Origin of the sequence: Leptospira andrefontaineae (genome assembly GCF_004770105.1) — a bacterium.
GTDB lineage: Bacteria > Spirochaetota > Leptospiria > Leptospirales > Leptospiraceae > Leptospira_B > Leptospira_B andrefontaineae.
Genome location: NZ_RQEY01000026.1, coordinates 176,013 through 188,319, shown reverse-complemented (window position 1 = coordinate 188,319; position 12,307 = coordinate 176,013). Strand labels below are relative to the sequence as shown.

The window sequence follows — 12,307 nt, the reverse complement described above, 5'->3', positions numbered from 1 at the left end:
GAAGGTTCCTTTAAAGGAAGTAAATCGATTTTTGGAAAAGAAGCAGGTCTTTTAATTATTCTAAATGAAGAAAAGAGCAAATAAAAGTCTTATCTGAGCCTATTTTTTCTTAGAAGTTTTCTTGGGAGCTGGGACCTTCCTTTTCAAACTTTTCTTAGCCACTTTCGCAGTTTTATTATAATCCAAAGCAAGCCCAATCCAATATCCAAACTCTTTCTCTGGTTTCACATCTTCTACCTTTACGAATACAAATCCCTTCATCAGATTTCCATTATGGATCATCGGTCTGGCTTTTTTCTTTTCTAAAACTGATTCGTAATCCTTGGGATCTATTCTAAACATAAGCTCTTCATCTCTAACACAGACGCACATCTTTCCGTTCACCATGAAACATAGGCCACCAAACATTTTTTTCTCCTCTACTTCTTTCTGTTTGGTAAGAGCCTTTCGAAGACGTTCAGATGTTTTTTCGTTAATCGCCATATACTTTCCTGAGAAGATAGAATATTCATCTATGATTAACCTAATAAAGAAAAAATTTATTATACTTATAAAAAGAAGATGAAATTTAGTCCTCGGATCAAAAAGTAAATTCTTCTTAAATCTTTATTACGACTGAATACGTTTGGAAATTTTTTTCATAGTACCGATGGTGGCGTCACTCGCCAACCTTAGCTGTTTGATCGAGAATATCGGAAGAGATCATCCTTTCCATAGGCTCATGACTGTATTCTATCTTGCAGTTGGTATCCAAAACGGGGCAACTGCTGCAATGTGTCTCACATCTTCCAATGAACTGGGACTTGCTTGGTGGATCTTTCAATGCCATTCCTTTTTCAGTTTGGCTCCTATCCTTGCTGGTATGGCGGGTTTTTGTACGGGAAGAAGGATCTTAAATCCACTTACTGTGTTTGTCTTAATTACTGCAATCCTCGCAGACTTTTTATGCTCTTCTATACCTAATTACTTTGTGGTTGGGTTTAGCCATTTCTACTTTGGTCATGGCCCTCTTCTTTCTTTATTCGGAGGTTTGATCGGAGCCGGAGTACATGTGCTTGGGATGTGCATTTGTATCTACTTCTTCTTAAAACCCGTAAAATGGAATGTATTCTTCGAGAAAAAATTCTTCATTACGATTTTCTTACTCTGGTGGATGGCTTTATTCTCTAACTTTTTACCCCTTTATGGAATAGAATTACCTCCTCTTCATCCGGTAGCGGATGCGGCACTTTCAGTTACCCTCTCTGTTTATTTGAATCGATACAACCAAGGAAGTCCTGGATTGTTTAGGATCGCTGCAAACATCTTGATCTCAATCGCAGTGGGAATACTGATCGGGATGTTATTCTGGCCGGTTTTTAAATCTCTCCAATTTAGAGAAGTTTATATCACTGCGATCGCAGCCTTGGCAGCCTGTAGTTTTTTATCCTTCTTAGTATTTCATTTATACAAAACTGCAAATGTAATTTCTAAAATAGAATTCAACTTGGAAGAGTATGGATTGTCAAAACAGGAGATCCGTATTTGCGAATTATTGAATGAAGGACATAGCAGATCTTTCATTCAGCTCGTATTAAATGTCTCGAATGGAACTCTTAGAAATCATTTGAAAAATATTTATGCAAAAGTTCTCCCTGAATCAAAGTCCAGTTCTAAAGACCAGCTCCAAAGATTAACTGTAATTTTGACTAAAAGAAAGATAGAAAAAAAATTAACCTTCGTTCGTAGAACACAAACGAAGGTTTGTTTTTACGATTTAGTACAACGAGCCCGGAAAGACATCATCTTCTTATTCGCACCCGCTCCAAATTGATCCGCAATTTGGCAATTTAGTACCTGTAGGTCATAAATTGTAAGAGTATTCTCCATTACATAAGCAGGACAATCGTTTACTACCCCATACGTTTCTCCATCACTATGATCCAAATCCATATGAGATCCGGTTGTAAGTGCTCCAGCTTCTAAAAAGATTCCGGAGTTTTTAGACATGTCTACTTCATGAATATTTAAGATCGGAGTAATAGGCCCTACATTTCGACTGATGATAATCCCTATCCCTCCATCCGTACATTCTTCCTGGTTTAATAGTTCAAAAGTATCGAAATTGAGGAGCAAAGTTGCCGTTCCTAAATTTGGTTCTTCTATTCCGCCGATCACACCACTACCTGGACTCGCCTGCAAGACAGCTATTGACAATAGCGACTGATCATTCTTCTTTTCTTCAGAACAACTTATCAAAACACAGGCAAGGATAAGAAGAAGTGAAACGTGAATCTTATAAATTTTAAACATATTTTCTCCATCAAATATATAGGAGAAAGGATACACTTTTCAAAATGAGTCGGTCAATTTCCCAAACGTAATGAATTTAGATTGGAGCTGTTACATATGTAATGTTTTAGAACGTTTAACCGAGTAGGATCTTTATCACTCAGGAACATTCGCAAGCTGATTCACGTCCTCACCTGGGACCAAAATGAATTCTCCGTTGGAACCTTTGAGTCTACTTTCCAGAAAAGGTTTGTATTCCTCAGAATTATAGAAGTTTTGAACCGCTTCTTTTGACGGCCATTCGATGATCAAGAATAGCTGAGGAAGTTTACGGTCTCCTTCCATTTTCTCCATATTTGTAGTCCTGGAAAGATATCTTCCCCCGAATTTTTCCACCATCTTAGTTACATTACGAACATAGGCTGGGATCCAACGTGCACTGGTAATATTCAATTCCGCAACAGAGTAATACTTCATAACCTTCTCCATTCTTGGATTTTAAGATATAGGCAAGCCTTTTCGGGATTACTTTGACACGTAAACTACTGAAAACCCGGTATATTCTTATCATCTCGAACGAATTTTTGGGAGTGATATTATAAGATCAGTCGAATCTTACTCGGTTTTAGTGCAAAATCCATCGCAGACAAGCTGGATGTAATCGGTTCTTTCAGTGGGACCGATAGAATGTATCCACTGAGGAAAAAATGCAAAAAGAACATTTCGATGTGATCACTGTGGGCGCGGGTTTATCAGGGATCAGTGCCGGCTATCATCTGCAAAAACTTTGCCCAGGCAAAAAATATACAATCTTAGAAAGTAGAGCAGATATCGGCGGGACCTGGAGTTTATTTCGTTATCCGGGAATTCGTTCCGATTCAGATATGTTTACCTTGGGTTATTCTTTCCGACCTTGGAAAGAAGCGAAGGCGATCGCCGACGGACCTTCTATCCTAAATTATGTGAGGGAGACTGCATCTGAGTTTGGAATAGATCGTAATATCAGATTCGAACATAGAGTTACGTCAACTTCTTGGTCCAGTAAGGAAAACTTTTGGACTTTGACTGTAGAAGTAGGTCCTAAAAAAGAAAAGCGCACATACACAGCCGACTTTCTTTATATCTGCAGCGGTTATTATAATTACGATAAAGGATTCACTCCGAACTTTCCGGGATTAAGAAACTTTAAGGGCCAGATCATACATCCACAACATTGGCCGGAGAATTTAAATTACAAAGGCAAAAAGGTTGTGGTGATCGGGAGTGGCGCAACTGCAGTTACATTAGTTCCATCCATGGCGGATGATGCTGCACATGTTACAATGTTGCAAAGATCACCGACTTATATCACAAGTCTTCCGTCCAAAGATATAGTCGCGGATTTTTTAAGATTCATTCTACCTGCGAAGTTAGCTCATCATATCACTCGTATCAAAAATATTCTGATCCAAATTTGGTTTTACCAAGTTTGCAAAAGATCTCCCAACTTTGCGAAGTGGTTAATTAGATTAAGATTAAAAGTATCTCTTCCTAAGGGTTACGATATAGATACTCACTTTAAACCAAATTACCAACCTTGGGACCAAAGGGTATGTCTGGTTCCCGACTCGGATCTTTTTAAATCAATTTCTAAAGGTAAAGCCTCGATCGTTACAGATCATATTGAAACTTTCACATCCAAAGGAATTAAATTAAAATCCGGAAAAGAATTGGAAGCGGATATCATAGTAACTGCGACAGGATTGGAATTACTCGCAATCGGCGGGATCGAACTGAAGGTAGACGGTAAGGAAGTAGATATTTCTAAACAATTTACATTCAAAGGATTAATGTTAAGTGGAGTTCCTAATTTTGCATTCTGTGTAGGTTACACAAATGCATCTTGGACATTAAGAGCGGATCTAACTTCTACGTATGTAGCAAGACTTTTAAACCATATGCAATCGAAAGGTTACAAACAATGTGTTCCGGTTTGTGATCCGACAAAAATGGAGAAGGAACCGATACTTGATCTGAATTCAGGATACATCCAAAGAGCGATAGACCAATTCCCTCAAAGAGGTGCGAATCGCCCTTGGAGGTTCCATCAAAATTACCTAATGGATCTATTCGATATAAATTTCGCAAACGTGAACGATTCCAACTTATCGTTCGGATAAACACAAAATAGGAAGAAGAAAAACCAAATGAAAAGTTTTAAAAATAAAGTCGCAGCTATCACTGGTGCCGGATCGGGAATGGGGAGAGAACTTGCCATTCAACTTGCAGAACAAGAATGTAATCTTGCATTATCGGACGTAAATGAAGCAGGTCTTGCGGAAACAGTACAATTAGCAAAAAAGAAGAATCCGAATATTTCAATCACCAGCCAAAAGTTGGATGTATCGGATCGATCCGCGGTTTTCGATTGGGCATCAAAAGTAGCCAAAGACCATAATAAGGTAAATTTAATATTCAATAATGCAGGTATCGCTTACGGATCGACGATAGAAGGATTCGAGTCCAAAGATTTCCAACGAGTAATGGACATCAACTTCGGTGGAGTAGTAAACGGGACCCAAGCATTCCTACCTTACCTAAAAGAAAGCGGAGAAGGCCATATCGTCAACACTTCCAGTGTATTCGGGATCATCGCAGTTCCGGGGACTTCCGCGTATAATGCTTCCAAATTCGCAGTCAGAGGATTTACGGAGACCTTAAGACAAGAATTAGATTTTACTAAAGCAAAAGTTTCTGCTACCAGCGTTCATCCAGGCGGGATCAAAACAGCAATCGCAAAAAGTTCCAAAACCAATGATAGTGTAAAAGCTCTCGGCTTAGATCCAAATACTGCCGGAGAAAAAATGTCCGCTCAATTTATAACAACTGCGGAACGAGCTGCAAAAGTGATCTTAAAAGGAGTAAAGAAAAACTCTCGCAGAGTTCTTATCGGACCAGATGCAGTGTTTATCGATCTAATGCAAAGATTACTTCCGACTTTTTACCAAGTGATCGTCGGAAAGCTTCTGCTTAAACAAATGAGATAAATACTATTTGCGGGAGCCTTTCAAACGGCTTCCGCAAATAGATTCATGTGATCCTCGGCCAGCTTATCTAAAATATGATTTTCGAAAAGTCTGGATCTCATCTCATTGCAAAACTTGTTTTATTATATCTAGGAACTGCGCAGGACGAAAAGGTTTAACGATCCAGCCGTTTGCCCCTGCTTCGGCTCCTTTCATTTTTATATTCTCTTCAGACTCGGTAGTTAATGTCAGAATAGGTACATCCGTATTCCTCTTTCTGACTTCTCGTATGAAGGCAAGTCCGTCCATCACTGGCATATTTATATCCGTTATGACCAGGTCAAAAATAGAGTCGCCGAATTTGTCTATACCTTCCTTACCATCGGATGCAAGAGTAACTTCATAGCCGCCTATCCCCAAGGTCTGTTGAACTAGACTTCTCATTGTGGCAGAATCATCCACTGCCAGTATTCTTAAATTCCCCATATATTAAGCTCCTTTAATAAATAGCGTGAAGTTGGAAGGATTCAATTCGTAAAAGCGACACAAACCGAATTCTCGGATTATAAAATTTTTCGAATATTCCGAAATAGACTCGGCGGAGCCCAAAATAAGAAAACTATCTTGATTCAAGGATTTCTCTATTTTATTGAATAAGTTCCTTCTCTCGATCTGATCGAAATAGTAAGACACATTCCTACAAAGTATAAGGTCCCAGTCGGAAGGATAAGGATCATAAATCAGATTATGTTGTTTGAATTCGATAATGGATCGGATCTCATCATTCACTCTATATAATCCTTTGGAAAAAGGTTCGAAATATTTGGTTAGATGAGCGTCGGATAAACCCCTGCCGATCTCGAACGCGGAATAAATTCCGCTTTTAGCTTTTTCTATTGTATCCCTCGCAATATCAGTCGCTGTTATACTGACATTATTGAATAATTGAGGATACCTTTCGTGGATTGATATCGCTATGGAATAAGGTTCTTGTCCGGTAGAGCAAGCCGCCGACCATATCCTGATCTTAGGATTTCTTTGCTGTTTTCTTTCCAATATTTCAGGTATGATCCTTTCTAGGATCGCTCCGAATATACTTTCGTCCCTAAAAAATCTGGTTTCATGAGTAGTTACCCTTTCTATAACCTTCTCTTTAAATTCGAGATCGGAACTTTCTTTGAATTTTTTTGACAATTCGGAAAAATTAGATAAATTATAATCTGATAATATATCCGAAAGACGACTTTCCAAAAGGTAAGTTTTCTCTTCGGTCAAGGATATACCTGTCGCCTGTTTTATCATTTCCATCAATTCGAAGGTAGCATCTTGCATTCTAATTATATCCTTTGTAATAAGCTGGAGATCTTCTCGGCGATACCATCTACATCCAACACTTCGTCGACGAGTCCTTCCTGGACTGGACGATTAGGCATTCCGAAAACGGTACATGATTCCCTATCCTGTGCGATCAGATAGGATCCATTCTTCTTTAATTCTTTCATTCCTAGATAACCGTCCTCTCCCATTCCCGTCATAATGATCGCCGCAGTTTCTTTCGGGAAATTTTCGGCTAAAGATTTAAAAAGGATATTTACGGACGGTTTACATAATTCTTCTTCCGGGCCGTTAAAAACTCTTGCTGCAGGACCAGAAATACCATTAACGATCTCAAGTTGTTTTCCTCCGGGAGCAATATAAGCTACTCCTTTCTTCAAAACTTCTCCGTCTTCCGCCTCTTTGATCCGCATGTTCGCAGCTTGTGAAAGACTTTCTGCCAGATAGTTTGTGAACAACGGAGGCATATGCTGAGCAATTACAATACTTCCATTAAGATCCGATGGTAACTTCAGAAATAATTTACGCAAGGCAACAGGTCCTCCGGTAGATATCCCTATTGCGCATATCACACAATTCGTCTCTCTATGAATTTGCATCCTCTTAGTTGGAGGATTTTTCTTTTCGAAGGAGCCTTGAATGGTAGGTCTGTTTGAACGGAGAGCCTTAATTTTGGAAGTTAATAATCCCAATGTTTCGCCTAACGCCACTTCTTGTCCCCCGTTAGGTTTCGGAACGAAATCGATCGCCCCCATCTCTAAGGCTTTCAATGTGATCTTTGCTCCATCCTGAGTAAGGGAACTAAGCATAATCACCTGCGTTTCAGGGAATTTCGATTTAATTTCTCCTAATGTTTGGATACCGTTCATCTGAGGCATTTCTACGTCCAAAATCACGAAGTCCGGTCTCAGTTGAGCGATCTTAGGAAGGGCGAACTTCCCGTCTATCGCCGCTCCTAAAAATTCAATCTCACCGTCTTGGGAAAATGTATTCCGAAGAAGGTTTCGATAAACCAATGAGTCGTCCACGACGAAGACGGATGTCTTTCGAGCCGTTTTATTTTTTTCTAGAGGTAATTCCAACGAGCTCACCTTCTACTTTGAAGCATTAGATATTTTGAATTGATTCACTAACATGGTCAAACCTGCAGCAAGGTCTTGTAGAGATTGAGAAAGTTTAGATACGCTACTTGCATCCTTAGCTCCATCTAAAGAAGCGGTAGAGATCCCGTTAATGTTCTTAGTTACATCGTTAGACGAAAGGGATGTTTGGCTGACATTGGCTGCGATCTCCTTGGTCGTGATGGATTGCTCCTCTACTGCGGAAGCAATACTGCCGCTGATCTCGTTTACTTCGGCAATCACGCTAGTAATTTTACCGATGGATTCAATCACCCTTTCCGTACTCTTCTGTATGGTAGAGATCTTACTTTTGATCTCTTCTGAAGATTCCGCGGATTGGCGAGCAAGTTCTTTCACTTCCGATGCCACTACCGCAAAACCCTTACCGGCCTCTCCGGCTCCCGCCGCTTCGATTGCAGCATTTAAAGCAAGAAGTTTAGTTTGAGCGGCTATATTAGAAATACTTTCGATTACGTTCCCGATCTCATCCGCGTTTTCACCCAGCTCTTTTACGAGCCTACTGGTTTCAATCGCAGTCGAATTCGCTTCTCTCGCTATCTTCGCGGAGTCGGCGGCTTTTTTTGCAACTTCTCCGACAGAAACAGACATCTCTTCAATGGAACTCGAAACCACATTCAAATTCTGATTCATCTGAGTTGCCGCGGCTGCGATTGTTTGAGACTGCTGGGACATTTCTTCAATCCCTGAAGATAAGTTCAGGCTCGCTCCCGATAACTCTTGCGCAGAAGAGAAGAGTATATCCCCGTTCTCCTTTAATCGTGAGATTAAAGCGGCAGTATTGATCAGCATATTCAGGATCGCTTTTCCCAATTCTCCTAATTCGTCGTTACGATTATGAGCGATATTGACGGATAGATCACCTGTCGCTATTTTGTTCGCGATATCTGTGGCCTCTTTTAAAGGTTTTAGAATATAAGAAGTTAGATAGATACCTAGTGCGATCTGGACAGCTGCGAAAATTCCGGCAATGCCGAAAAAAACTTCCGAAATCAATCCCATAAATTCGGATATCGCTAAACTTCCTAATCCCAATATGCTTAAAAAGATAAATGAGAATAACTTTGTTCTGATAGATATCTTTCTCTTCTGAGTAGGTTCTAATTTGCGTTTCCCAGAAAGTATATCCTCATATAATTTGGAAGCAGCTTCAACTTGTTGGCGTGCGGGAGTTCTTCTGACCGACATAAAGCCTACAATATTCCCGTTTTCTATTCTCGGGGCAACGTTTGCATCCACCCAATAATGATCCCCGTTTTTGGATCTGTTTTTAACGATCCCTCTCCAAGGTTTACCACTCTGTATAGTATCCCAAAAATCCTTAAATACACTCTTAGGTATATCGGGGTGTCGCACAACATTATGTGGTTTACCGACTAACTCATCGTTGGTCAAACCCGCTATTTCCAAAAATTCCTTGTTAGCATAAATGACCCGTCCTTTCAGATCGGTCATAGAAACAAGTGTGGTCCCATCCTTAACAAAACGTTCGATGTCAGTTAACGTTACCGACATTTGTTTTTTCTCACTTTCCTTCTCTTTTCCTTGAGAAACAAAACCTAACATATACACTCCTCACTCGTCCTCTAAACGTAGTAATTCTTCTCTATTCAAAATAATCATGGTTTTATCTTTTAAAATAGTTACGTTCCGTATAAATCTGGCCTCTTTCTCATTTAAATGAGAAGGGCAACTCTCCAGATCTCTATTCGCAACTTCTACGATATCCGAAACCGAATCGGAAAGAATAGCGAAGGCTTCTTTCTTTCCTTTTAAACGAATAAGAGAATGTTTTCCTTCTCCTCTTACCTGATCCTTTCCAAATAACGATCTTAAGTTCAGTATGGTAACTAGATCACCGCGTAAGTTTACGATCCCTTCTATGTAATCAGGAGAATGAGGAACTCTTAATATTCTTTTATTATGATCCACTTCTTTACATGCCTCCAAAGGAAGGCCGTAAATTTCAGTTCCGAGGAAAAACGATAAATATTGTTTCTTATCTTCTTGCTCCGCCATACATTACTCCGAAATTGCGCGTTGGCGGATCGGGTCTTTCCCGATCTTTTTTAAAACAACGATCGGATCGATAACTACAACCGTTTGACCGAATACGATCCCATTACCGATAACTCCGGAAGATTGATCTTCGTTCTTAGCAAAAGAGCCTATTTCTCCAATCACATTATGAATTTCTTGTACTAGGATCCCTTTTTTACCCAAGGAAGTCTGCACAAGGATCATAGTTCTCTGTTCATCCTTCCCTTCATCTTTCAAGTTGAAATAACGATCCAATCTACAAAGCTCGACTACTTCTCCTCGGTATTGAACTACTTCCTTGTCCATGATCCTTTCGAAATGTTTTGGATCTACCTGTTCGATCCGAATCACAGATCTCGAATCTAATGCGAACATTTGATCCTCCACAGAAAATAGAAGATAATGCTCCCGATCTTCAATCGTATGCACTGACTTCGAACGAAGTTCTTCTTTTACATTCGTATGCAATTTTAAGAATTTACTGATTCCGGAAATGTCCAATATCAACGCTACATTCCCATCTCCCAATATCGCCGCGCCGGTATAAAGATTGATCTTTGCCAAATCCTTCGAGAGTGGTTTAACAACTATCTCTTCCGGGTTTTCGATCTCTTCTATTAACATTCCGAATTTATGTTTTTCGGTATGAACGACCACGATGTACTTGCCATTCGTTTCTCCCAAATGATCGGAAGATAATCCTAATATTTCCCCTATATCGATCAAAGGAAGAAGGTGACCTCGAAGTTGGTACACCATCTTCTTCTCCAAATACGATACCGATCTTTGATCAAGCAAAATGAGCTCTGAAATATTCTGCTGAGGTATTGCGAAAAGTATTCCGGAAGTTCTAACCATCTGGCAATTGATGATAGAAAGTGTCTGAGGTAAAGTAGCGATAATTGAGGTTCCAACACTTTGCTTGGACGAAACCGATACAGTTCCTCCAGCTTTTTGGAAATTCATCTTTACCACGTCCATCCCGACACCGCGACCAGAAGTGGAAGAAACAGCATGGGCAGTGCTAAATCCTGGAGAGAAAATATACTCGGATAATTCTTCCGGGGATTTTCTTTGCGCTTCCTCTTCCGTTATTAATCCTCTTTCAACTGCCTTACTCTTTATACGATCGACATTTAAACCTCTACCGTCGTCTTCGACCTTTAGGATAACGTTCCCTCCTCGTAAGGACGCTGATAAAAGTATTTTTCCTTTCCTGGGCTTTCCTGCTAAAATGCGCTCCTCGGGGGATTCTATCCCATGATCCATTGAGTTTCGGATCATATGCGTGATCGGATCGGAAATCGAGTCTATTATATTTTTATCAAGTTCGACTTCTCCTCCTTCCAGAGATAGCTCGACTTCCTTTCCAGTAGTTCTTTCAAGATCGTGGATCAACCTAGGAATCCTTTTATAAAGTGATTCCAGTTTTTGGAGCCTAGTTCGCATAACGCTCTCTTGAGAGGAAGTGATCAATTGGCTCAAGTTGCGAACGATTGATAATAAAGAAGGATCATCGTAGTTCTCTATCTTTTGCAGAAGTTGATTCCTTACGATTATCGTTTCTCCTGCAAGATTGATCATATGATCCAAAAGTTGTAGAGGGATCTTCAGATAGTGTTCTGCCGAAACCTCCTTGGATTTATCCTGAACTTCAGGTCCAGGAACAGACTGTTTGGGTCTATCCGGTATTACACGAGATTCCGATGGACTTTTTCTCTTTTCAGGTTCAAAAATTGTAGAAGCAGAAAGTAAAGAGATGGGAGAACATTTTAAAAAACTCTCCTTGTCCGATGAATACATTATAACTACATAATGTATTTCATTCTTGGATCCGTTCGAATGAGTTCCATTCTTCCCGTTCAAATTCCCATGACTCAACACTAGGCCGAAATTAGAGAATTCCTCCACAACCTTTGAACAATTCCTGTCGTCCATATCCTTAGGTTGGAACTTGACTAGAAAAAGAGATAGGCCTTCCTGTTCAGCCTTTGCGATATAACTTTTAGGGATCAGTATTTTTCCGTCTTTGAAGGAAACTCCGTCCGTACTGGGAGGTGTGATTATAGATTTATCTTTTTTAGGCAGAGAATATAATCCGAACCTAGGCTTTTCTTCGGATTCTGATCTCTCATATTCCGCTTTCAGGATATCGTCTATCTTAGAAACCAATTCGGAAACTTTCGAATTCGAAACGGTATCTTTGTGTTCGTTCATTTCCTTAAGAGCATCGATACATTCCAGAAAGAGGCCGATCTCTTGATCGGAAGGTTTGATTTCTTTTTTGCGTAACTGATTTAACAGATTTTCGAAAGAATGAGCCAAGCCCGTGATCAAGGGAAAATCAAAAATCGCAGAGTTCCCCTTTATGGTATGGATCACTCTAAAGAGAGTATTTATCTGCTCCGGATGGTATTCCTTCTCCAATCCGAGAATAGACTCTTCTGCCATATCCAGCAATTCTCGAGTCTCTACCAAATAATCTTTTAATAGACTTTCGTAATCTACTTCCATATA

The 12,307-nt window shown here is 39.9% G+C and carries 12 protein-coding genes; 3 read left to right on the top strand and 9 right to left on the bottom strand.

Features of this window, described 5'->3' with window-relative positions; genetic code table 11:
* Positions 1 to 99 precede the first annotated feature (99 nt).
* Positions 100 to 483 (bottom strand): TfoX/Sxy family protein, encoded by a 384-nt coding sequence (locus tag EHO65_RS19380; protein WP_135776187.1) that lies wholly within the window; start codon positions 481 to 483, stop codon positions 100 to 102.
* A 142-nt stretch (positions 484 to 625) separates the two neighbouring features.
* Here EHO65_RS19380 and EHO65_RS19375 point away from each other — a divergent pair, with 142 nt between their 5' ends.
* A complete protein-coding gene (locus EHO65_RS19375) occupies positions 626 to 1,813 on the top strand; it encodes a helix-turn-helix transcriptional regulator (protein ID WP_244243592.1) in 1,188 nt (395 codons plus the stop codon).
* Here the strand turns inward: EHO65_RS19375 and EHO65_RS19370 are convergent.
* Complete coding sequence (locus EHO65_RS19370; RefSeq protein ID WP_135776186.1) at positions 1,750 to 2,292, bottom strand: hypothetical protein; 543 nt, start codon at positions 2,290 to 2,292, stop codon at positions 1,750 to 1,752. The two genes, EHO65_RS19375 and EHO65_RS19370, sit on opposite strands and share 64 nt — an antisense overlap.
* Positions 2,293 to 2,427: 135 nt before the next feature.
* Positions 2,428 to 2,748, bottom strand: coding sequence for a DUF1330 domain-containing protein (locus tag EHO65_RS19365; RefSeq protein WP_135776185.1), 321 nt, complete (start codon positions 2,746 to 2,748; stop codon positions 2,428 to 2,430).
* Between the two features lie 230 nt (positions 2,749 to 2,978).
* Between EHO65_RS19365 and EHO65_RS19360 the strand changes: the two genes are divergently transcribed.
* Together EHO65_RS19360 and EHO65_RS19355 are read left to right on the top strand one after the other, a co-directional pair.
* On the top strand, positions 2,979 to 4,430 hold the full coding sequence (locus tag EHO65_RS19360; RefSeq protein WP_135776184.1) for a flavin-containing monooxygenase: 1,452 nt from the start codon (positions 2,979 to 2,981) through the stop codon (positions 4,428 to 4,430).
* Between the two features lie 27 nt (positions 4,431 to 4,457).
* Positions 4,458 to 5,297, top strand: a complete 840-nt coding sequence (locus EHO65_RS19355; RefSeq protein ID WP_135776183.1) for an SDR family NAD(P)-dependent oxidoreductase — start codon at positions 4,458 to 4,460, stop codon at positions 5,295 to 5,297.
* A 102-nt stretch (positions 5,298 to 5,399) separates the two neighbouring features.
* Here the strand turns inward: EHO65_RS19355 and EHO65_RS19350 are convergent, their stop codons facing one another.
* The 6 genes from EHO65_RS19350 to EHO65_RS19325 are packed head-to-tail and all read right to left on the bottom strand — an operon-like array spanning position 5,400 to position 12,304.
* A complete protein-coding gene (locus tag EHO65_RS19350) occupies positions 5,400 to 5,762 on the bottom strand; it encodes a response regulator (RefSeq protein WP_135776182.1) in 363 nt (120 codons plus the stop codon).
* A 3-nt stretch (positions 5,763 to 5,765) separates the two neighbouring features.
* Positions 5,766 to 6,608, bottom strand: coding sequence for a CheR family methyltransferase (locus EHO65_RS19345; protein ID WP_135776181.1), 843 nt, complete (start codon positions 6,606 to 6,608; stop codon positions 5,766 to 5,768).
* A gap of 5 nt (positions 6,609 to 6,613) precedes the next feature.
* Positions 6,614 to 7,702, bottom strand: a complete 1,089-nt coding sequence (locus tag EHO65_RS19340) for a protein-glutamate methylesterase/protein-glutamine glutaminase (RefSeq protein ID WP_135776180.1) — start codon at positions 7,700 to 7,702, stop codon at positions 6,614 to 6,616.
* A 3-nt stretch (positions 7,703 to 7,705) separates the two neighbouring features.
* Positions 7,706 to 9,316 (bottom strand): methyl-accepting chemotaxis protein, encoded by a 1,611-nt coding sequence (locus tag EHO65_RS19335; protein WP_135776179.1) that lies wholly within the window; start codon positions 9,314 to 9,316, stop codon positions 7,706 to 7,708.
* A 9-nt stretch (positions 9,317 to 9,325) separates the two neighbouring features.
* Entirely contained in the window at positions 9,326 to 9,769 is a 444-nt protein-coding gene (locus EHO65_RS19330) for a chemotaxis protein CheW (protein WP_135776178.1), read from the bottom strand.
* A gap of 3 nt (positions 9,770 to 9,772) precedes the next feature.
* Entirely contained in the window at positions 9,773 to 12,304 is a 2,532-nt protein-coding gene (locus tag EHO65_RS19325; protein ID WP_135776177.1) for a chemotaxis protein CheW, read from the bottom strand.
* Positions 12,305 to 12,307: the final 3 nt, after the last annotated feature.